Raw genomic sequence first — 22,053 nt, 5'->3', positions numbered from 1 at the left:
CAACAGGTCATTAACTCACTCTATGCGTATTTCGTGCAATTCTCCATAACAGACTTGAATAAAAAGGGAATCGCACACTCTATCAACGCCGGCAAACAGGCAGGCGCCCGCAAGCGGAACTCAGCGCAACCGCTCGGCCAGGGGGATCAGGTTGATGAACTCGGCGCGGTAGCCAAACGGGTCGTCCCCCTTGGCGGCGCTGGCGATGGCGCGGACGGCGGCAAAGTCGAAGCCGTGCAGATGCGGGCTGCGCCGCAGCAGTTGGCCAAACCCGGCCACGGCGGCGGCAAAGCGCATATCCGCAGGAGCCTGCTCAAATTTCTCCAAGGCGTCCGCCGGCCCCACCGGGCGGGTGAGCAGCTGACTGCTGGGCTGGCCGGGCAGTTTGTAGCGCAGGCGCACATGGGCGATCTCGCGGCTTACGTCCGAGGACGCGGCGGCTTTGGCTTTGGGCGCATAGCGCAGCGGCTGCATATAGCGGAAATCGCTTGTCACGGGCACATACTCATACAGCGCCGTGACCCGATGGCCGCTGCCCACTTCGCCCGCATCCACCTGATCATTTTGGAAATCTTCACGCCGCAACTGCCGGGTCTCAAAGCCGATCAGCCGGTACTCCGCCACTTGGGCCGGATTGAACTCCACCTGAATCTTGACGTCATTGGCGATGGGGAAGAGGTTGGCGAACAGGTCGGCGCCGTAGATTTTGTGGGCTTCGATGAGGGAGTCCACATACAGCGCCACGCCGTTGCCCTTCTGCGCCAGACGCTGCATCAGCTCATCGTTGTAGTTGCCGCCGCCGAACCCCAGCACCGAGAGGTAGACACCGCTTTTGCGCTCGTCGGCCACCTGCTCCTCCAGGGTCTTGCCCCGGGTGACGCCGAAGTTGAAATCGCCATCGGTGGCGATGAGCACCCGATTGACCTTGGCCGGATCGAAGTTTTGCCGCGCCAGGGCGTAGGCCATCTGCAACCCGGCGCTGCCGTTGGTGGAGCCTTCAGCGCGCAGCGGGGCCAGGGCGTTGAGGATCTTCTGGCCCTGATCCCCAGGGGTGGGTTCAAGAATGGTTGTGGTCTCGTCGGAGTAGGCGATGATGGCGACCCGATCCTCCGCGCGCAGCGCTTTAACCAGGAACTCAAACGACTTTTTCGCCAGATCCAGCTTATCCACATCGCCCATGGAGCCGGAGACGTCGAGCAGGAACACCAGATTGGCCGCCGGGCGCTGCGCGGCGTCGATGGCGTAGCCCTGCACGCCGATATGCAGCAGGCGGGTCTTGGGATTCCATGGCGACGGGTAGCTCTTGGCGCTCACTGCCAGGGGCTTTGCGGCGCTGTCGGGCTTGGGGTAGTCGTAGCTGAAGTAGTTGATCAGCTCTTCGATGCGAATGGCGTCGGCGGGCAGGCGACCGCCCTGCTTGAGCAGTCGGCGCATATTGGCGTAGCTGGCGGTGTCCACGTCGATGCTGAAGGTGGAGACCGGCTCCGCGCTTACCTGCTTGATGGGGTTGTCCTCCACCTCTTTATAGTTCTCGCGCTCCTCCTGGCGCATGCGCGACGGCGGCGGCAACGCCTGCGCCAGAGCGGGCGGCGCGCCGGCGGCCATCATGCGCTGTTGGGGCATGGGCGACACGCCGCCGCCCGCAGGGACGCCGCACCCGGCCAGAGTCGCCGCCAGCGCGCCCAGCAGCGCCACACCGCCCCACACCGGGGTCAACAACCGCGTCTTCCGCTTCATCACACCACTCCCTTTGTCCCGCCGCGCGCCGGGGCGCACGCGTTTGCGCCGCTGTTCAACATTGTCTCTGCAAACATTCAACATCGCATATTCACAGGTTTCTTTATAGGCACCACAGGCACAACAATAGTCGTCGAATGCGCATCTACGCGATGGGCGGCGCCCACTCGCCACCATCGCGCCAACGCGCGGCCAGAAAGTCGATCAACGAACGCACCCGGGTGGTCACATAGCGCCCCGGCGGCGACACCGCGTAGACCCCGCCCTCCTCGCGCCAACAGGCGGGCAGAACTGGCGCCAGCGCCCCGCGCGCCACCGCGTCGCCCAGCATGAACAGCGGCATCTCCACGATGCCCAGTCCATCCATGGCCGCCTGCCGCAACACGTCGCCGTTGTTGGCGCGCAGCGGCCCACTCACCTTGACCCGATGCGCGCGTCCGGTCTCATCGGCCAGGGTGAACACGCCGACGGGAGAGGAGGCCACGGCGGTGTAGATCAGCACATCATGGGACGCCAGATCCCGTGGATGGGTCGGCGCGCCGCGTCGAGCCAGATACTCCGGCGCTGCGAACAGGCCGATTTTCAACGGCCCCAGGCGGCGGCTTTTCAAATTGGAGTCGGGCAATTTGCCGATGCGGATGGCCAGATCGAAGCCCGATTCCACCAGATCCACATAGCCCTCGTCCAATGAGAACTCCAGCGTCACATCGGGGTGCTGTTTCAGATAGTCCGCCACCGCCGCCATCAGGTGACGCCGCGCAAACGCCAGCGATGCAGTGAGGCGAACCACCCCGCTCACACGTCCGTGCAGACGCCCCACCGAGCGATCCGCCTCCTGCACGTCATCGACGATGCGGCGGCAGTGGTCCAGATAGAGCGCCCCCTCCTGGGTCAAACTCAAGCGCCGGGTGGTGCGATGGAACAGGCGCGCGCCCAGACGCTCCTCCAGCGCGCCCACCTGCTTGGAGAGGGCGCCGGGGGTCACCCCCATCTCCTGGGCGGCGGCGCTGAAACCGTGGGCGTCGGCCACCTGAATAAACGCCTGCATGGCGGCGAGTTGGTCCATGATTATTTCCAATCTGGAATAGATGATTGTCTCATTCTGTATATTAAAGAATTTTCAGCAACACTGTAAGCTCCTTGCAACGGTTTCCTCTGTTCAAGGAGCAAACACATGCCCCACACGCCGCATCGCTACGCTGCCAGTTTCCGCGCGCTGCATGGAACCATGGCGGCGCTGATCATCTCCCTGTTGGCCCTGGGCTGGTATATGACCGGCCTCACCTATTACGACCCCGACTACCGCTGGACGGTGACGCTGCACAAGAGCCTGGGCGCGCTGCTGTTTGTACTGGCTCTGGCGCGCATCGCGGCGCGCAGGGTCACGCCACAGCCGCCCATCCACCCCAACCATGCGCCGTGGGAGCGGCGCTTGGCGCGTCTGACCCATGGGCTGTTCTATGCCGCGTTTCTGCTCATGCCTCTCAGCGGTTATCTCATCGCCACCGCCGATGGCCGCCCGCTGGAGCTGTTGGGCGAGCCCATGATCCCGGCGCTGATCCAGTGGCCGGGGCAGGCCGACCAGATGGGCAAACTGCACAACGGCGCCGCCTGGCTGCTGGCCGGATTGATCGCATTGCACGCCTCAGGCGCGCTCAAACACCACCTCATCGACCGCGATAACACCCTCAGGCGCATGTTCTGGTAAACCTACGCCTGAGCATATGGGACACAACCACAAGGATTGAAAATCATGCAGATCAAACACACCTTCATCGCCTTCGCCGCCAGCGCCGCGCTGCTGCTGGGGACCGCCAACATCAACCGCGCCCACGCCGCGCAATACACCCTCGACCCCACCCACAGCTTTGTGCAGTTCAGCATTGCCCACCTGGGCTATAGTCTGCTGCAGGGGCGCTTCAACACCCTCAGCGGTTCGTTCTCCTATGACCCCAAACAGCCCAACGCCGCGCGCATCGCCGTGGAGGTGGAGACCGCCAGCATCGACAGCAACCACGCCGAGCGCGACAAGCATCTGCGCGGGGCCGACTTCCTTGACGTGGAGAACTACCCCAAGGCGCGCTTCGTCTCCAGCGCCATCCACGAAGCCAACGGCAAGGCGACTGTACGCGGCGATCTGACCCTGCACGGGGTGACCCGTCCGGTGCGGTTTGAAGCGGAGTTGATCGGCGCGGGCAAGGATCCGTGGGGCGGCTATCGACGCGGCTACAAGGGGAGTTTGACCATCAAGCGCGCCGACTTCGGCGTGAGTTACAACCTGGGCCCGGCGGCGGAGACGATGCGTCTGGACCTGTTCATCGAGGGCATCCGTCAATGACTCAGGAGCCGCTGACCGGGCCGCTGGATTCGGCCCGCGTGCTGTTTCTCTCCCACGGCGCGCCGGATATCCTGCTGCGCGATACGCCCGCCAGTGGTTTCCTGCGCGCGTTGGGTCAGCGGCTACCGCCCCTGCGCGGCATCGTGATGGTCTCGGCGCACTGGCAGGCGCCCAGACCCACCCTCACCGCCAACGGCCCACTCAAGACGCATCATGATTTCGGCGGCTTCGACCCGGAACTCTATCGCCAACGCTACCCCGCCCAGGGCTCCCCCGCCCTGGTTGCGGCGGTGGAGCACGCGTTTGCAAACGCAGGCGCACATCTGGAGGTGAATACCAAACGCGGCTTGGATCACGGCGCCTGGATCCCGCTGATGATGTGCCTGCCCGAAGCCAATATCCCCATCGCGCAACTCTCCCTGAGCAGCGGCGATTTCAGCGATGCGCTGGCGTTGGGGCGCATTTTGGCCCCCCTGCGCCAGCAGGGGATTCTGCTGGTGGGATCCGGCGCCGTCACCCACAACCTCAGCCTGTTGCAGGCGCCAGGCGCGCCGCCGCCGCTGTGGGCGCAGGAGTTCGCCAACCATCTGGAGCAGGGGCTGGCCGTTGGCGATTGGGACGCCCTGGCTCGCCAAACGCCTGCGCTGCCAAACTACGCCATTGCCCACCCCACCCCGGAGCATCTGGCGCCGCTGTTTGTGGCGCTGGGCGCCGCTGGCGACGCCCGCGCCATTCACTCACTCCATGACAGTTGGGATTACGGCGCGCTGCACATGGGCGCCTACGCCCTGTAACCCCTGCTCATCGGCGCCCCGAAGGGGGAAAGGACAATCCCTCGCGCCCAACTCTTCCCCTGTATTTTGCAAAACTGTGCTATTTTGCAGGTATGTTGGTCACTTTGGTTCATTGTGAAAAGGGCGTCAGCCCAATTGAAAATGACGCCAACTCAATTTTTCTCTCCCCCTCTCCAATAACGCCAAGCCAGCCCCCAAGCGCCGCGCATGAATGAGCACACGATTCTTTTCGTCGAAGACGACGACGAAATCCGCAACGCATTCGGCGACTTCTTACGGCGCCGTTTCGCCCAGGTGTTCACCGCCTGTGACGGGGAAGAGGGCATTACGCAATTCATTGAGCATCGGCCCGATATCGTGGTGACCGATCTGCGCATGCCAAAGAAAAACGGCATCGAACTCATCGCCTCCATCCGTCAGATCGACGCCTCCACCCCCATCGTGGTGTTGAGCGCCTATGCCGATCATAATTTCCTGACCGATTCGGTGCGCAGCAAGATCAATGGTCACGTCACCAAACCGGTCAACGAACGCATCTTCGTGGCCTTGATCGAAGATCTGCTGCGCCACCCCACACCGTCGCAACGCTCCTATGAACCACGCAATTTCGAGGCGCCATCAAAGGGCCTAAACGATCTCTCTGAAGCCAACAACGACCGCGTGTTCATGGTGGGCATCGGCGCCAGCGCAGGCGGGCTGGAAGCGCTCTCGGCCCTGGTCGGCGGACTGCCCGAGCGCAACAACACCGCCTATCTGGTGGCCCAGCACCTGAGCCCCACGCACAAGACCCTGCTCACCGACCTGTTGGCCCGCGCCACCACCCTGCCGGTTAAAGACGCCGAGCATGGCGAACCGGTTCTGCACGACATCATCTACATCACCCCGCCCAACAAGAACATCGAGATCTCCGATGCCGGGCGCATCGTGTTGAGCGAACCGGAGAAGTATTCGTTCCTGCCCAAACCCTCCATCAACCAACTGTTCCTGTCGCTGGCCGAGCACTGGCAGGATCGCGCGGTGGGGGTGATCCTCTCCGGCACCGGCACCGACGGCGCCCAGGGCATGCGCGCCGTTAACGCCGCTGGCGGCGTCACCATCGTGCAGGACCCCACCAGCGCCAAATATGACGGCATGCCCATGGCCGCCATCAACGGCTGTAGCGTGGACATGATCATCGATCCGGCGCTGATCGGCGAAGAGCTGGTGGCGCTGGCCAATTTCCCGCGCAACAAGGTGCTGCAAAAGCACCAGCTCACACAGTCCAACGACGACATGAGCGCCATCTTCGACCTGCTCTACCGCTACAAGAAGGTGGATTTCTCCATCTACAAAAAGAACACCATCGCCCGCCGCATCAAACGGCGCATGCTCACGCTGAAGATCACCTCCCTGCCGGAGTACGTCGACAAGCTCAAGGAGGATGAAAACGAAGTGGTGATGCTGTTCAAGGATATCCTCATCGGCGTCACCAGCTTCTTCCGCGACCGCGCCGCCTTCGAGGATCTGAAGATCCGTCTTCGGGAGTACCTGAAAAACAGTCCGGATCTGGAGGAGATGCGCATCTGGATCCCCGGCGCCTCCACCGGCGAAGAGACCTATTCAGTGGTCATCACCCTGCGCGAGATCCTGCGCGAACTCAGACAGTCAATGACCATCCGCGTGTTCGCCACCGACATTGATGAAGACGCCCTGAAGATGGCCCGGCGCGGCGTCTACAGCGAAGCCTCCATCAACGAGCTGAGCGAAGAGGAGATCCAGCGCTATTTCACCATCAACGACAACGCCTTTGAGGTGCAAAAGGAGATTCGCGAGCATGTGGTGTTCTCCTACCACAATCTGCTCTCGGATCCGCCGTTTAAAAACGTCGATCTGGTGGTGTGCCGCAATCTGCTGATCTACTTCACCACCGAAGCCCAGCGCCACATCATGCCCATGCTGCACTACGCCCTCAAAGACGGCGCCCTGCTGTTTCTCGGCAAGTCGGAGAACACCACCAACTACGAACACCTGTTCGCCACCGTCAGCCGCTCACATAAAATTTTCAAGCGCATTGCCGCTGCGCAGAAGGCCTTTAGTCAGGGGATTACACCGCCCACATTCGTGCAAAAGCAGCGTCTTGAACAACGCCGTGAGGCCGCGCCCAAAACGCTGCCGCTGCACGAACAGATCCTCAACGAAGCCTCCAAGGTGCTACTGCCCGACGTGCTGGTGATCAACGATCAGTTTGACATCGTCTATAAGAAGGGGGAGATGGCGTTCCTCTCCATGGGCGACGGCTACGTCACCTTCAACCTGTTCAAAATGATCGACCCGCGTCTGTCCATCGATCTGCGCGGGGCCATCGGCAAAGCCACCCGCAATGAACAGATTGAGTCCACCCCGTTCACCCCCGTCACCGGCGATGATGGCGTGCGGCGCCTGGTGCGCGTACGCGTGGCGCCGCTACGCGCAGGCCGACAAGCTTTTTTCGTTCTCTACTTTCAACAAGTGCTGGATGCCGAACTGCCAATTCCAGGCGCCGGGAGCACAAACGGCGTCGACCAGAGCCAGCCGTTGGAGTTGGAGCTGCAGCGCACCCGCGAGCATATGCAGACGCTGGTGGAGGAGTTGGAGACCAGCAACGAAGAGTTGCAGTCCACCAACGAAGAGCTGCAGTCCACCAACGAGGAGCTGCAATCCACCAACGAGGAGTTGGTGACCAGCAACGAGGAGCTGCAATCCACCAACGAAGAGCTGCAGACCGCCTACGCCGAACTCAAGGAGATGTACCAGGCCAACAACGTCATCAAAGAGGAGTACTCCTCCCTGAGCAAACGCTATGAGACCGTACTCGAGAGCATCAACGACATCGTTGTGGTCACCACCCTTGATGGCGTGTTCGTGCGCACCAACCGCGCCATGCAACAGATCTCGGGCTATGGCCGCGACGCCCTGCTAGCGCGCAGCTGGGGGGAGTTGACCGGCGAAAAGGAGTCGCTGCAGCGCGCACGGTATAAAGAGGTCATCGACCAGGGCCACAGTTCGCCCTATTTGCTGGAGATCGTCTCCACGACCGGCAAGGTTCATATACTGAACGTTGAAGATTACCTGATCCGCGCCGATGACGGCGCGCATCAGGTATGGAGCTTTGGCCGCGACGTCAGCGCCGTGCAGGCCGCCCAGCATCAACTGGAGCTCTCCGAGAACAAGTACAAGGCGATCTTCAACCGGGCCAATATCGGCATCGCGCAAGTGGCGCTCAACGGCGTATGGATGAACGCCAACCAGAACTTATTGAACTTCCTGGGGTATGACCGCGACGAACTCAGCGGGCTGTCGTTTCAGCAGATCACTCACCCCGAAGATGTGGATAAGGATCTGGCGCAGATCGAACAGCTGCTCACCGGCAAGATTACCGACTACAAACTGGAAAAGCGCTATATCCGTAAAGATGGCAAAATCGTCTGGGCCAAACTCTCGGTGGCGCTGGTGCGCGCTCAGGATGGCGAACCTCGCTTCCTCATCTGCGTGGTGGAGGATATCAACGAAATCAAACACTCCATGCTAAAGATGGAGCAGGCATCGGTGGTGTTCAACGCCACTCAGGAGTCCATCATCGTCACCGACGCCGACGGCCTGACCCTGAGCGTCAATGACGCCTTCGAGCGGGTCACCGGCTTTAGCGCCGAGGAGTTGATCGGCAAACCAGCCAGCGCGCTCAAATCCGGCAAGCACCCACAATCGTTCTATGAGGAGATGTGGCGGCGTTTGAAGAAAACCGGCATCTGGTCCGGCGAGATCATCAATCGCAACAAGGCGGGCGAACTCTATCCCGCCTACCTGAACATCTCGGCGGTGAAGGACAATCAGGAGCGCATCATCCAATACGTGGGCGTGCTCACCGACATCTCCCAGCTCAAGGAGTCGCAGGAGAAGATCGATTTTCTGGCCAGCCACGACACCCTCACCGGCCTGCCCAACCGCACCCTGTTCATGGACCGCCTGCAACACGCCATCGATAAGGCCAAGCGCGGCGACTCTCTGGTTGCGCTGTTCTTTACCGATCTGGATCGATTCAAAATCATCAATGATGAACTGGGACATCAGGCCGGCGACGAGGTGCTGGTCACCGCCGCCAAACGCTTCTGCAAGGAGCTGCGCGAGCAGGACACCGTGGCGCGCCTGGGCGGCGACGAGTTTGTGGTGATCATCGAAGAGCTGCAGACCCCCATCGCCGCTGGCAAGGTGGCGCGCAGCATCATCACCGCCATCGACGAGCCGATTGAGACCCACGCCGGTTCCGTCACCGTGGGCTGCAGCATCGGCATCGCCATCTACCCCAACGACGGCGTCAGCTGCGGCGAGATGATCCGCCACGCCGACGCCGCCATGTATGAATCCAAAGAGAACGGGCGCAACACCTACCGCTTCGCCAGCCCCGAGCTCTCCACCACGGCGTTTGAGAAAGTCACCCTGGAGAACGCCCTCCAGGCGGGCATTCACGCCGACGAGTTCATCCTCCACTACCAACCCATTGTGGCGCTGGACTCCGGCGACGTGGTCCAGGCCGAAGCGCTGCTGCGCTGGAACCACCCGCAGATGGGCATGGTCATGCCCGGCAAGTTCATCCCGGTGGCCGAAGAGAGCGATCTGATGGCGGAGTTGGATGACGCGGTGGCGTTTGAGGCGCTCAACGCCCTGCAGAAGCTCAAACAAGCGGGCGCATCCCCGTGCAAGTTGAGCATTAATCTCTCCAGCCGAAATTTCGCCAACGGCGATCTGTGCGCCAAGTTCAAAAGCTATCTGGCGCAGATGCAGATGGAGGCCGACGCCATCGTTTGGGAGGCGCAGGAGCGCGCCCTGGTGACCGAAGAGGGACAGAAGCAGAAGCAGTTGGCGCGCCTGCAGAAGTTGGGCTCGGCCCTGGCTATTGATGACTTCGGCTCCGGCCACGCCACCCTGGCCGGATTGAGCAGCGTCAACTTCGATTATCTGAAGATCGGACGGAGCATCATCGACGGCATTGGCAAAGACCCAGGCGCCGAGCAGTTGCTCAAGACCACCATTGCCGTGGCGCGCGCACTGGGTCGTCAGACCATCGCCGTGGGCATTGAAACCGAAGCGCAATTGACGTTTTTACGCCAGTGCGGCTGCGACTACGGCCAGGGCTATCTGCTGCACATGCCCAAACCGCTGGACGACCTGTTGGCGCTTCTGACTCAAGACGGGGAGAACGCCTCGGACCGCGAAGAGTGAGCGCACGCGACGCTGCGCTACTCCGCACGCGGAAGACGAATGGTAAACTCGGCGCCCGGCCCGTGGTTCGCCGCCATCAGCGTCCCGCCCATGCTCTGTTCAATAATCATTTTGCTCATGTAAAGACCGATGCCGGCGCCTTTGCCCTCAACCTTATTGGTAAAATAGGGCTCAAAAAGACGCGCCATGATGGCGTCATCCAAACCTCCGCCATTGTCGGTGGCCACCACCGCCACCTCAATGGGACTGGCGCTGATGGTCAGCGTGATGGCGCCCTCGCCGGGCTCCAATTGGCGGCGTTCAATGCGCTCCATAATGGCGTCCTTGGCGTTTATCACCAAGTTGAGAACCACATGGATAAACTCATTGGGGTATCCCTGCACGGTGTAGGATATATCCAGCGTCTGTTCACGCGCGAACTCCGTCAGGGTCTCAATCCGCCCATTATGCCCAACGCGCAGCGCCAAATTGAGATCGTGGTTGTGCAACTGGGGATGCACAATCGCCAACGCATGCTGCGCGGCTTTGACCACGCAAAATATCTGCGAGGCCTTGGAGGGGGCAAAGAAATTGCGGAAATCGTCAATCGTTTGCGACATCTGGGTAATCTGTCCCTGCGCCGACTCCACCTGCTGCTCCAGATACCCCTCAGTCAACTCATCAAACGCATACGCATCGCGGATGTTGAACAGCGCCATGCCCACCGCGGTCAACGGCTGACGCCATTGATGCGCAATGGCGCCGATCATCTCGCCCATGGCGGCCATCTTCGACTGCTGAATCAGGATCTGGCTCTGGCGCTGCTTCTCCTCCTCCAGGGCCACCTCATTGCTGATGTCCTGCACAATGCCGATGGCGTTGCGCTCCTGCCCGGTCAGGCCGATGAGAGAGATATAGAACAGGCACCATAAGATTTGGCCATCGGCGCAAATGTAGCGCTTGCGCAAGGAGAAGACATCCTCACCGCCGCGCCGCGCCTGCGCAAACAGCGCCGCTTGCGCCGTAACGTCCTGGGGATGCGTGTGGCTGTCGATGGTTTCGCACGCAAACGACTGCGGCGCATACCCCAACATCGTCGCAAAGCGCGTGTTGTGCTCCACCACGCGCCCCTCCCAGTCGATGACCAGAATGCCCAACCCCGAGTTATCGAAGATCGCCTGAAACCGCGCCAGACTGGCGCGCAACGCCAACTCGCTGCGCATGCTCTCGGTCACCTCCAACAGAGAGCCCACCATGCTGCTGGGGCGTCCGTCGGCGGCGTACTCCAACACCGCATCGCGCACGTGACACCAGATCCAATCGCCCAAAGCGTGACGCAGGCGAAAGCGCAGCTCACACGCCGTGTGCGGCGGCAGGCTGCGCACCTCGGCCAAATGGGCGCGGGCGCCATCGCGCTCGTCAGGGTGGATCAACTCCAGCGGATTGCCGTCGCTGGCGATATTCAACGCATCCAGATCGTAGCCGGTGATTTCGCTATAGCGGGAGTTGATGTAGGTGAATGCGCCGACGGTGAAATCATAAATATAGTGACCGTTTAAGGAGCTGTTGGCCAACTGGGTGATGCGCAACTCCAGCGCGCTGAGCGCCACCTGCTTGGCCTGGGCGTCCCGATGGCTCTGGGAGAGTTTGGCATAGGCCTGCTGCAACTGGGCGTGGCTGCGCTCGTGACGGCGCCACGCCAGCGCGTAGAGAGCGCTGCCCAGCGCGCCGATGAGCAGCAGCAACAGCGTAGCGAAGCCGATCTTATCGCGGGCGTGGCGCCCCAATCCGGCGATCTGCTGCGGCGTAATATGCGACACCGCTTTCCAAGGGTAGGAGGCGTCGCGAGTCGAGTTCAGCACCCGCGCGGGAATGGGGTGGATGGTGCGAAACACAAACAGGCCGTTGGGATCTGAGGTCATCCCATCCTGTTCGGCGGCGATGCGTCGCCACGCGGCGGGAAAGCTGCGCCCGAAGCTCTCTTCGCGGCCAAACATGAACGCCCACGCCTGCTCCTGCGTTCCGCCCTGCAGCCAGTAGCCGGGGCGATTGAGCAGCGCCACCGCGCCCAAGCCCGGCGGCGTGCGCGCAGTGAACTGATCCAATAGACGCTGTGCGCGGTAGTTGAGCAGGAGGATGCCGCGTCGTTCACCGCGAGCGTTGAACAGCGGCGCGCCAATGCGAATCATGGGGGTATCGGGACGCTCGACCCGATGGTGCTCCACATTCAGGTCCAGCGGCGAAGCGTAGAGCGCCCCCTGGGGCAACGCCATGGCCTCGGAGAAGTAGTAGCGCCCTCCCTTGTGCTGCAGATCGGAGTCGGCGACCCGGTGCGCCTGTTGTCCGTCGAAATCGATGCGCACCACCTCGCGCCCGGTCTCATCCAGCCAGCGCAGTTGCTCGTAGATGGTCTTATTGGCGGCGAACCCGAGCAGATCTTGCGCCAGACGATCGCGCGTGGCTGCGGAAGGGTTCTCCAATGCATCCTGCAAAGAGACCAACCGCGCCAAAGCTTGAACATCGCGCGCGACTTCGATGAGTTCTCGCTCCAGGGCGGCTGTGGCGCTGTCCAGCCGCACCCGCTCCTCGGCGACGACGCGATCCACCTCGCGCGTCTGTTCGCCGTGGTAGGCGTACAACGCTCCGGCGATCACCAAGGCCAGAAACGGCAAATAGAAACGGAAAAAAGAGATCAGCACATGGCGACCCTCACAACGACGCGACGCAATTTTGTTGGCGCCATCAGAGTTTACAGGCTCTGACAGCACAAGCGCAAGCCCTCTGGTCTCGCCCGCTGCGCGCGCAACCCGCTTCCCTCTTTGGTCTGGCGCGGTAGGAATAAAGTTTTCTCCGCCACCCGACTCTGTTGTGTTGCGCTATTCCACTCCCAACCAACAAGCGCACAGGGAATCTCACCCAACGAATTCACGGGTTGCGCCGTCGCGCGTTAGCGCTGTTGCAGATCGCTCAATTGGCGCAGATAGGTCCGCCGATCCAACTCGCCTCGAGCATAATGAGAATGGCGCCGTAAAAATGCATCACTGAAACAGCTTGGATCGTCCAAAAATGGCGGTCCAAAAATCCCACACCAGAAAAAGCTCTCTAACTCAGAAAACTCAGTCATAGAGTTTCCGGGTCAGGGGGTGGGAGGATGTATTCAGTGAGCATGTACAGAGAAGTGCGTTTGGCGGTAACCAGAGGCGGGATGAGCAAGCGCAAGGCGGCGGAGGCCTTTGAGCTGGATCCGCGCACGGTGCGCAAAATGATGGAGAACCCTGAGCCGCCAGGCTACCAGCGGAGCAAGCCGGTCAGATTGCCCAAACTGGGGCCGTTCACCGGGTTCATAGATCAGATTCTCAAGAACGATCTGGAGAAGATCAAGAAGGAGCGCCACACCGCGCAGCGGATATATGAACGGCTGTGCGATGAATACGGCTACGACGGGAAATATGGCGCGGTCAAGGAGTATGTGCGCGGCAAGCGTCTGCATCTGAAAGAGAAGTTTGTTCCCCTCAGCCATGCGCCCGGACACGCCCAGGTGGACTTTGGGCAAACGCACGGCGTGATCGGCGGCGTGGAGCGCAAGATCCACTTTTTCTGTATGAGTCTGCCCTACAGCGACGACAGCTTCGTTATGGGCTTCCCCGCGGAAACCACGGAAGCGTTTTGTGCGGGGCATAACGCCGCCTGTGATCACTTCGGCGGCGTTCCCCAAAGCATTCTGTACGACAACACCAGCATCGCCGTGGTCAAAGTTTACCGGGATGGTCGCCGAGATCTGACCGAAGAGATGATCCGGCTGCAATCCCATTACCTGTTCGATAGCCGCTTTGGCCGCCCGGCGCGAGGTAACGACAAAGGCAAGGTCGAGGGGCTGGTCGGCTACGCCCGACGCAACTTCATGGTCCCGGCTCCCCGCTTTGAATCGTTTGATGCGCTCAACGCTCACCTGCGCCAGAAATGCCTGGAGCGTCGTCAACAGACATTGCGAGGCTGTCAGCGGAGTATCGGAGAACGATTTTCCACAGACCAGGCGGCGTTCCTGCCGCTGCCGCCAATTCCCTACGACGCTTGCGAGAAGGTGAGCGCCAAGGTCACATCCCAGGCGCTGGTGCGCTATCGAACCAATGACTATTCGGTTCCGGTGCGTTATGGCTTTCACGATGTGCAGGTGCGGGGCTACATCCACGAAGTGGTGATCGCCTGTGGCGCTGAGGTGATTGCCCGGCATCCACGCTCCTATGCGCGTGAGGACGCCATCTATGACCCCTTGCACTATCTGGCGCTGCTGGAGGAGAAACCCAGGGCGCTGGATCAAGCCGCCCCGTTGCAAGGATGGGAACTGCCAGATGAGTTCGCCACCTTGCGCCGTCTGATGGAGTCCCGCCTGGGTAAAAAGGGCAAGCGGGAATATATTCAGGTTCTGCGCCTATTGGAGACGTTCTCCTTTGAACAGGTCCATTTTGCCGTGCAACAGGCGTTGAAGTTGGGCGCCATTGGCTTTGAGGCGGTCAAACATCTGCTGATCCGGCACATTGAACAACGTCCGCTCCGTTTGGATCTGTCCCGATATCCCTTTTTGCCCGAAGTGCATGTGGCGCGTACATCCGCCAGGGATTACGCCGCGTTGACGTCAGGAGAGCAGCGATGAACGACTCTCCGCAGATCCTCCTGGCGCACCACCTCAAAGCGCTCAAACTGCCCACATTTTATCGAGAATATGAAAAGATCGCCAAACAGTGCGCGGCGGAAGGCGTTGATCATAGCCGATACCTGCTGCGACTGAGCGAACTGGAGTTGATTGAGCGGGAGCGGCGCATGGTGGAGCGACGTATCAAACAAGCCCGGTTTCCCACCATCAAGAGCCTGGACTCCTTTGATTTCCTGGCCATGCCCTCATTGAACAAGGTTCTGGTGATGGAGCTGGCGCGTTGCGAATACATTCAGCGCCGAGCCAATATCATCGCCTTGGGCAACAGCGGAACCGGGAAAACCCATATTGCGTTGGGATTGGGCCTGGCCGCCTGTCAGCAGGGGTTGGCGGTTGGCTTCACCACTGCTGCGTCGCTGGTACACCAGTTGATGGAGGCGCGCGACGAAAAGCGGCTGCAGCGTTTCCAGAGTCAGTTGAGTAAACACAAGCTGTTGATCATCGACGAATTGGGCTTCGTCCCACTCTCCAAAACGGGGGCTGAGCTGCTCTTTGAGGTGATCAGCCAGCGCTATGAGCAGGGTTCAGTGATGGTGACCAGCAACCTGCCGTTCGAGGAGTGGACGGAGGTCTTCGGCTCCGAGCGCCTCACCGGCGCCCTGCTGGATCGGTTGACCCATCATGTCCACATCCTGGAGATGAACGGCGAAAGCTATCGACTGAATCAAAGCAAACGGCAAAAGCGCGCTGCAGAAACAAAAGCTTCCTGCTCAAATAGCAAAACCGACCCTTCCTGAAACTGGCGATCCTGCCCACTTGCGGCTCCGGGAGAGGCGGACGCTCCGCTATCCCTGTGGAAAACGAAAACACGTTTCCCACAGGTCTGCCGCCTCTCCCTCATTCTGAATCTCAAGTGTGTTGAAAAGATGTTTTTGTTCGTTTTTTTAAAGACAAAGGAAAACGGCAAACCCCGTTGTGCGCTACGCGCCCAACCAATGCCCAAGTGATGCATTATTGCGGCGCCATGGTGCTGCATTTTTCGGGCGCCATTGACACATAGCCCTCTTTGGGCAGGACAGGCGCTTCAAAAGAGCGTGCAAGGGCCATGGGGGAAGGGGTCAGCATGTTTCACCTCCATCAAGTAGGACGATGAAGGCCGGGTTTCTTCGCTCCTGCGCCTCACCGTCCGGGGTTGGACAGTGAGGCAAACGTAGCGCGGGTTGTTGGAGAGAAAAATTCCTGTCTCGTAGGAGAAAATAGGTTTCTCGGTTGGATGCGGGGGAGCCTGGATATTACGTCGCTTTCTTCGGGCGTCCCCCTTTGCCCCCTGTGGGATTCAAATCTTTCACCCAGTCGCGAATGGTTTCCTTGCTGTAAATTTTTCCTTCGCATGCGACTTCAAGAATGTGGGCATCATCCGCCATGGCTGAAATGGTCATGTTGGGGTCTTGTCTCCAAAGGACTTCCGCCACGGCCCTAACGCGCTCTTTATGCCGCCGCGTTTTCCCGTGGCGTGGATCATCAAACATAATATGTGAAGCGATGTAGCTTAGAGCTTTATCTCCTTGGTTATCATGTTGAGCTTGCATTGTGTCGATAGAGCTTTTATCTGGATCAGTATGGGCAAAGTTATCCCACAATCGATCGCATTCAGACTGGTCTGGAGAAAGACAGTAGATTTTTTCATCTGGATGATAAGTTGGGTCAGGGGTTCTTTCTGTAAATAGGTTCTTGATAAATCTTGGTAACGTCATGCGTTCTGCGTTCAGATTTCTTTCAAGAGAGCTTCTAATGCAGACATGCAAGATATTTTCTTCAAGGGCGGTGTCAATTTTGCGGTCTTTAGGTTTTCCAAGAGGTGGGCCGAGACTTGAATAACGGATAAATAGCTCATCATCTTCCACATGAAACTCTACACCTTCTACTTCGACCTCTCCTACGTCAGCAACGTACACAAAGCAAACCTGTTTCGGTTCAGTTGGAAAATGACAAACAAGCCGTTTATAATGTGTAGATAATAAGCGGAGGTTTGTATGGAACGGAAGAAGCGGAGATTTACGGCTGAGCAGAAGGTAGGCTATGTGCGCCGTCACCTGGTCGAGAAGGTGGTTCTCTCGGATCTGTGCGACGAGGCGGGCATTCAGCCCAGCCAGTACTATCGCTGGCAAAAGGCTTTGTTTGAGAACGGCGAAGCGGCCTTGTCTGACAAACGCGGCCAAAAGGCTTGTGACCGACAGATTGCCGAACTAGAAGCGAAGTTGGCAACCAAAAATGAAGTTATGTCTGAGCTTCTTGAGGCGCATGTTGCGCTAAAAAAAAGTCTTGGGGTGAGCTGAACGGCTGCTGGGTGGAGCCGGACATACGGGATTCGGTGGTGGATTTCGTGGCGTTTTGGTCAGACAAGAGCGAAATCGACACGAGCCGAATTATCAACTGGATAGGCGTGCAAAGGGGCAAGTTCTATTCATGGCGCAAGCGCTATGGAATGGTTAATGACCACAATGGCCGTATTCCCCGAGATTTTTGGCTGGACGATTGGGAAAGGGAAGCGATTGTCGCCTTTTTCCATGAACATCCGTCAGAGGGCTATCGGCGCCTGACCTACATGATGCTGGATGCAGGCGTGGTGGCGGTCAGCCCCTCTTCAGTGCTGCGTGTGCTCAGAACTGCCGGGCTGATGCGTCGTTGGAGCCCATCGCCCTCGCAGAAGGGCACAGGGTTCAAACAGCCTTCGGAGCCGCATAAACACTGGCATGTGGACATCTCCTATCTGAATATCCAGGGGACGTTCTACTATCTGTGCAGTGTCCTGGATGGATGTAGCAGGTTTATCCTCCACTGGGAGATTCGTGAGTCGATGAAGGAAGATGAGGTTGAAGTGGTCCTGCTCCGAGCTCAGGAGGCCTATCCGGAAGCTAAGCCGCGGCTGATCTCAGACAATGGGCCGCAGTTCGTTGCCAACGATTTTAAGGCGTTCATCCGGGAATCCGGCATGACGCATGTGAGGACTTCGCCTTACTATCCGCAGAGCAACGGAAAACTGGAGCGTTTTCACGGTAGTTTGAAGCGTGAGTGCATTCGGCCTCAGACGCCATTATCGCTGGAAGATGCCCAACGGGTTGTGGGAAAGTACGTCGAGCATTACAACACCCGGCGGCTCCATAGCGCCATCGACTACGTCACCCCACAGGATCGCCTGGAAGGGCGGCATGTGCAGATCCTGGCCGAACGAGATGAAAAGCTTGAGGCGGCCAGAGAACGGCGTCGGACGACGCACCAAAAGCAGTCTTTTCAGCCATCCCAAAAAATGGCTGAAAAGGCGAACAGCTAACTGATATTTTGGTTTAGACGGTTGTCATGTTTCCGCTGAACCAGCACAAACCAACCCTTCGTAAAGTTCTACCATATTAAGCCAGTCGGCTACTTTTCTACGCTCCGCTTTGGTCTCTCGCATGAATAGTTTACTAAACAGGTCAATTCTCATTCCCCGCTCAGGCGCATCTTCTGGGAAAATGGACATTGCGCACCCTCATGCGCCCTCAAAGATGAGCCCGGCCAGGGCGGTGAGGAACCGCCTTTTCCCGCCGTCGCGGTAGGCCGGGCTTTCGGATCAAGCCTGACGCTTGAATGGCAAAATGTCGGCGCCGTCGCGCAGCGCGTCCAGATAGTCCGCCCACGCCTGCATCATCTTCACCCGTTCAGCCAAGTGCTGGGCGTGGTTGTAGGCGGCGCGCACCTCGTTGCGTTCCGCGTGAGCCAACTGGCGTTCAATCACATCGGCGGGCCAGCCCATCTCATTGAGCCGGGTGGACGCCATGGCGCGGAATCCATGGCCGGTCATTTGGCCTTTCTCATATCCCAGACGGCGCAGCGCCGCCAACACCGTATTCTCAGACATGGGACGCGCGGCGCTACGGACGCCAGGAAACACATACCGCCCGTTGCCAGTAAGCGGCTTGATCTCGGCCAGAATTTCCAGCGCCTGGCGGCTCAGGGGCACAATGTGCATCTCGCGCGCTTTCATCTTGCCTGCCGGGATACGCCACTCTTTGGCCTCTATGCCAATCTCGGACCATTCGGCGTGACGCAACTCCCCTGGACGGGCAAACGTCAGCGGGGCCAATTTCAGCGCGCAACGGGTGATGAATGACCCTTCATAGCGGTCGATATCCCGCAACAGTTCGCCAATCATTTTAGGGTCGATGATCGTGGCCATGCGCTTGGATTTGACCGGCGGAAGCGCCCCCTTCAGATCTCCAGTGGGGTCACGTTCCGCCAAACCAATGGCCACAGCATAGCGGAATACCTGCCCGCAATTGGCGCGCGCCCGGTGCGCGGTCTCCACCGCGCCACGGCTTTCAATGCGCCGCAATACCTTCAGCAGTTCAGGCGGCGTAATCTCCCCGATAGGCCGCGCGCCGATCCAGGGGAAGATATCCCGCTTGAACAGACTCAGCAGACGTTTGGCGTTGGAATCTGTCCAGTTCGGCGCGTGTTTGGCGTACCACTCCATCGCTACCGTCTCAAAGGCCCCCTGCTCATCGGCGATGGCGGCGGCCTTCTGGGCTTTGCGATGCTGGCCCGGATCGACGCCATCCGCCAACAGACGCCGCGCGTCACCCCGCTTCTGTCGCGCCGCCTTGAGCGTCACGTCCGGGTAGACGCCCAAGGCAAGACGCTTCTCTTTGCCGCCAAAGCGGTACTTCAGACGCCACCACTTGCGGCCAGTTGGGGACACCTCCAGATACATGCCCCCACCATCTGTCAGCTTGAGAGTCTTTCCTTCGGCCTTGACCCGGCGAATTTCCGTGTCTGTCAGCGGCATCTGAACACCTCTCTTTGCGCTACGGTCCTCGGTTCGGTTCCGATATCGCCGGAACACCCGAAAATTCCAGAACTCTCTGGAATTCAGGAGGCTTTGCCAGACTGGGGGCATCTGTTTAATCAGAATCTCAAGATTCCCCCAGAAATGCCCCCACATGCCCCCAGATTTGGCTGGACTGGCTTGGACAAGAATAGACAACAGAAAAGAGAAAAGCCAGCGTTTCCGCTGGCTTTCAGGACTCCCCTGGACGGGGTTGGATCAGAATTTGGTGGGCCCACCAGGATTCGAACCTGGGACCGACCGGTTATGAGCCGGCGGCTCTGACCGCTGAGCTATAGGCCCGCTTCTGGAGGCCGCTTAGGACTCCAGGAAGCTGCGCAATTTACGCGAACGCGTGGGGTGGCGCAACTTGCGCAGAGCCTTGGCCTCAATTTGACGAATCCGCTCACGGGTCACATGGAACTTCTTACCCACCTCTTCCAGTGTGTGGTCGGTGGGCAGGCCGATGCCAAAGCGCATGCGCAGCACATTCTCTTCGCGTCCAGTGAGGGTCTTGAGCACCCGCCCGGTGGTGTCGCGCAGGTTGGCCATGATGGCCAGATCCGACGGCGAGAGCATCGACTTGTCTTCGATGAAATCGCCCAGATGCGAATCCTCTTCATCGCCCACCGGGGTCTCCAGGGAGATCGGCTCCTTGGCGATTTTGAGCACTTTGCGCACCTTCTCCAGGCTCATGCTCATGCGCTCGGCGATCTCTTCGGGAGTCGGCTCGCGACCCATCTCCTGCACCATCTGACGGCTGGTGCGCACCAGCTTGTTGATGGTCTCAATCATGTGCACCGGAATGCGGATGGTGCGCGCCTGGTCGGCGATGGAGCGGGTGATGGCCTGACGGATCCACCAGGTGGCGTAGGTGGAGAATTTATACCCGCGCCGCCATTCGAACTTGTCCACCGCCTTCATCAGGCCGATGTTGCCCTCCTGAATCAGGTCGAGGAACTGCAAACCGCGGTTGGTGTACTTTTTGGCGATGGAGATCACCAGGCGCAGGTTGGCCTCCACCATCTCCTTCTTGGCTTGACTGGCCTTACGCTCGCCATCCAGCACCACCTTCTGACTGCGCTTCAGGTCGGTGACGTTCTGCCCGGCCTCCAGCTCCACCTCATGGATGCGCGCCATGGCCGCACGAACCTCATCGGCGCGGGCGTAGAACCGCTTCCACCCGGCCTGTTTGGCGCTGGCGTAACCCTCAATCCACTCTTCATTGCCCTCATTGCCTTTGAACGCCTCGACAAAGGCGCCCTTGTCCACGCCACAGCGTTCGGCGATGAAGACGATCTTCTGCTCCTGTTCGCGCACCAGAGAAACCAGCAGTTTGATGCGATCCACCAAGCGCTCGCGCTGACGCGGCGAGAATTTGATGGAGGCGACCATATCCACCATGGCGGCCTTATGCTCGTCATACTCCTTCTGGAGTTTGGTCTCTTTCTTTTTGTCGCCAGCCAGTTGCGCCGCCACCAACGGCTCATGAATCTCCTGCAACTTGGCGTATTCGGCGGCCACCGCGTCGAACGTGGCCTGGGTCTGCTCCAGCAGTTCGCGGAACTGTTCGTTATCGCTCTCGTTGTCGCTTTCGCTGGCGCTGGCGCTGGCCTCCTGCCCTTCGGCCTGGGGCGCGCTCGTTTCGCTGGCTTTGGCGGCGACCTTTTTGTTCGACTCGTCGCCATCTTCGTCGTCTATGGCGTCGTAATCGTCATCATCCTCGTTCTGATCTTCGGCGCTCTCTTCGTTCTCGTCGTCATCGTCGTCGTTGCTCTCGTCGTCGGAGACCTCGCCCTCTTCACCATCCTGGGGCGTGGAGATATCCAACACGTCGCGCAAGGAGACCTCGCCCAAACGCAGTTTGTCGGCCAGCCCCATGATCTCCTGGAAGGTGCAGGGCGCATCGCAGATGGCCGCAATCACCTCATTGCAGCCCTCTTCAATGCGCTTGGCGATGGCGATTTCGCCTTCGCGGGTGAGCAGCTCCACCGAGCCCATCTCCCGCAGGTACATGCGCACCGGATCGTCGGTCTTGCCCAGGTCGATATCTTCGATGCCCGACTCGCTGCGCCCGGAGCCGCCCTCTTCGAAGTTGTCATCTTCGCTTTCATCATCGTCGCTGGAGATCTCCTCCAGATCGCCCAAACTGCTCGAACGCGGGCGCCCGCCGCTCTTGCGCGGCGTCTCATCGTCGTCATCGGACTCCACCAAATTGATGCCCATGCCGTCGAGCACGCCCATGACGTCTTCGATCTGATCGCCGGAGCTGATGTCCTCCGGCAGCACGTCATTGACCTCATCGTAGGTCAGAAATCCCCGCTCCTTGCCGCGCGCAATGAGCTGTTTCATGTGGTCAAGCTTGGTCTCTTCCTGGGACATGTTTCTGGCGTTCCGTTGGCTGTCGGTCATGAGCATCTAACAAGCTTTCCTGGCGACGTCGAAGCGAAGAGAT

At 59.7% G+C, this 22,053-nt stretch carries 14 protein-coding genes and 1 tRNA gene; 8 read left to right on the top strand and 7 right to left on the bottom strand.

Features of this window, described 5'->3' with window-relative positions:
• Positions 1-120: 120 nt before the first annotated feature.
• Both MAIT1_RS04290 and MAIT1_RS04285 read right to left on the bottom strand, forming a co-directional pair.
• On the bottom strand, positions 121-1,737 hold the full coding sequence (locus MAIT1_RS04290; protein WP_158089305.1) for a vWA domain-containing protein: 1,617 nt from the start codon (positions 1,735-1,737) through the stop codon (positions 121-123).
• Positions 1,738-1,882: 145 nt separating this feature from the next.
• Positions 1,883-2,803 (bottom strand): LysR family transcriptional regulator, encoded by a 921-nt coding sequence (locus MAIT1_RS04285; protein ID WP_085441042.1) that lies wholly within the window; start codon positions 2,801-2,803, stop codon positions 1,883-1,885.
• Positions 2,804-2,911: 108 nt separating this feature from the next.
• Here MAIT1_RS04285 and MAIT1_RS04280 point away from each other — a divergent pair, with 108 nt between their 5' ends.
• The 4 genes from MAIT1_RS04280 to MAIT1_RS04265 all read left to right on the top strand — a co-directional run bounded on the left by MAIT1_RS04280 (position 2,912) and on the right by MAIT1_RS04265 (position 10,104).
• Positions 2,912-3,445: a cytochrome b gene (locus MAIT1_RS04280; RefSeq protein ID WP_085441040.1), complete on the top strand. Its 534-nt coding sequence runs from the start codon at positions 2,912-2,914 to the stop codon at positions 3,443-3,445.
• Positions 3,446-3,496: 51 nt separating this feature from the next.
• On the top strand, positions 3,497-4,075 hold the full coding sequence (locus MAIT1_RS04275) for a YceI family protein (RefSeq protein ID WP_085441227.1): 579 nt from the start codon (positions 3,497-3,499) through the stop codon (positions 4,073-4,075).
• Complete coding sequence (locus MAIT1_RS04270) at positions 4,072-4,869, top strand: DODA-type extradiol aromatic ring-opening family dioxygenase (protein WP_085441038.1); 798 nt, start codon at positions 4,072-4,074, stop codon at positions 4,867-4,869. Before MAIT1_RS04275 ends, MAIT1_RS04270 begins: the two co-directional genes overlap by 4 nt.
• 207 nt (positions 4,870-5,076) lie before the next feature.
• Positions 5,077-10,104: a PAS domain S-box protein gene (locus MAIT1_RS04265; RefSeq protein WP_085441036.1), complete on the top strand. Its 5,028-nt coding sequence runs from the start codon at positions 5,077-5,079 to the stop codon at positions 10,102-10,104.
• Between the two features lie 17 nt (positions 10,105-10,121).
• Here the strand turns inward: MAIT1_RS04265 and MAIT1_RS04260 are convergent, their stop codons facing one another.
• Entirely contained in the window at positions 10,122-12,782 is a 2,661-nt protein-coding gene (locus MAIT1_RS04260) for a PAS domain S-box protein (protein WP_085441034.1), read from the bottom strand.
• 452 nt (positions 12,783-13,234) lie between these two features.
• On the opposite strand from MAIT1_RS04260, the gene istA reads away from it, so the two are divergent.
• Both istA and istB read left to right on the top strand, forming a co-directional pair.
• Complete coding sequence (gene istA, locus MAIT1_RS04255; RefSeq protein WP_143814646.1) at positions 13,235-14,734, top strand: IS21 family transposase; 1,500 nt, start codon at positions 13,235-13,237, stop codon at positions 14,732-14,734.
• Positions 14,731-15,531 (top strand): IS21-like element helper ATPase IstB, encoded by an 801-nt coding sequence (gene istB, locus MAIT1_RS04250; RefSeq protein WP_085439986.1) that lies wholly within the window; start codon positions 14,731-14,733, stop codon positions 15,529-15,531. The genes istA and istB overlap by 4 nt, the downstream gene beginning before the upstream one ends.
• A gap of 495 nt (positions 15,532-16,026) precedes the next feature.
• Here istB and MAIT1_RS21450 read toward each other — a convergent pair whose 3' ends face one another.
• A complete protein-coding gene (locus tag MAIT1_RS21450; protein WP_143814645.1) occupies positions 16,027-16,689 on the bottom strand; it encodes a hypothetical protein in 663 nt (220 codons plus the stop codon).
• 78 nt (positions 16,690-16,767) lie between these two features.
• Between MAIT1_RS21450 and MAIT1_RS04240 the strand changes: the two genes are divergently transcribed.
• Positions 16,768-17,070, top strand: a complete 303-nt coding sequence (locus tag MAIT1_RS04240) for a transposase (protein WP_085440078.1) — start codon at positions 16,768-16,770, stop codon at positions 17,068-17,070.
• Positions 17,071-17,081: 11 nt separating this feature from the next.
• Complete coding sequence (locus tag MAIT1_RS04235) at positions 17,082-18,065, top strand: IS3 family transposase (RefSeq protein ID WP_198947790.1); 984 nt, start codon at positions 17,082-17,084, stop codon at positions 18,063-18,065.
• A gap of 279 nt (positions 18,066-18,344) precedes the next feature.
• Here the strand turns inward: MAIT1_RS04235 and MAIT1_RS04230 are convergent, their stop codons facing one another.
• The 3 genes from MAIT1_RS04230 to rpoD all read right to left on the bottom strand — a co-directional run bounded on the left by MAIT1_RS04230 (position 18,345) and on the right by rpoD (position 21,980).
• Entirely contained in the window at positions 18,345-19,559 is a 1,215-nt protein-coding gene (locus tag MAIT1_RS04230) for a tyrosine-type recombinase/integrase (protein WP_085441030.1), read from the bottom strand.
• Positions 19,560-19,825: 266 nt separating this feature from the next.
• Positions 19,826-19,901 (bottom strand) — tRNA-Ile (locus MAIT1_RS04225).
• A 15-nt stretch (positions 19,902-19,916) separates the two neighbouring features.
• Positions 19,917-21,980: an RNA polymerase sigma factor RpoD gene (gene rpoD, locus MAIT1_RS04220; RefSeq protein WP_143814644.1), complete on the bottom strand. Its 2,064-nt coding sequence runs from the start codon at positions 21,978-21,980 to the stop codon at positions 19,917-19,919.
• Positions 21,981-22,053: the final 73 nt, after the last annotated feature.

Origin of the sequence: Magnetofaba australis IT-1 (genome assembly GCF_002109495.1) — a bacterium.
Lineage (GTDB): Bacteria > Pseudomonadota > Magnetococcia > Magnetococcales > Magnetococcaceae > Magnetofaba > Magnetofaba australis.
This window is presented reverse-complemented; position numbering and strand designations above follow the sequence as displayed.

Excerpts from the sequence above, each read along its gene's own strand:
- MAIT1_RS04290 (WP_158089305.1), bottom strand. The coding sequence starts at position 1,737 with ATGAAGCGGAAGACGCGGTTGTTGACCCCGGTGTGGGGCGGTGTGGCG.
- MAIT1_RS04285 (WP_085441042.1), bottom strand. The coding sequence starts at position 2,803 with ATGGACCAACTCGCCGCCATGCAGGCGTTTATTCAGGTGGCCGACGCC.
- MAIT1_RS04280 (WP_085441040.1), top strand. The coding sequence starts at position 2,912 with ATGCCCCACACGCCGCATCGCTACGCTGCCAGTTTCCGCGCGCTGCAT.
- MAIT1_RS04270 (WP_085441038.1), top strand. The coding sequence starts at position 4,072 with ATGACTCAGGAGCCGCTGACCGGGCCGCTGGATTCGGCCCGCGTGCTG.
- MAIT1_RS04265 (WP_085441036.1), top strand. The coding sequence starts at position 5,077 with ATGAATGAGCACACGATTCTTTTCGTCGAAGACGACGACGAAATCCGC.
- istA (WP_143814646.1), top strand. The coding sequence starts at position 13,235 with ATGTATTCAGTGAGCATGTACAGAGAAGTGCGTTTGGCGGTAACCAGA.
- istB (WP_085439986.1), top strand. The coding sequence starts at position 14,731 with ATGAACGACTCTCCGCAGATCCTCCTGGCGCACCACCTCAAAGCGCTC.
- MAIT1_RS04240 (WP_085440078.1), top strand. The coding sequence starts at position 16,768 with ATGGAACGGAAGAAGCGGAGATTTACGGCTGAGCAGAAGGTAGGCTAT.
- MAIT1_RS04230 (WP_085441030.1), bottom strand. The coding sequence starts at position 19,559 with ATGCCGCTGACAGACACGGAAATTCGCCGGGTCAAGGCCGAAGGAAAG.
- rpoD (WP_143814644.1), bottom strand. The coding sequence starts at position 21,980 with ATGTCCCAGGAAGAGACCAAGCTTGACCACATGAAACAGCTCATTGCG.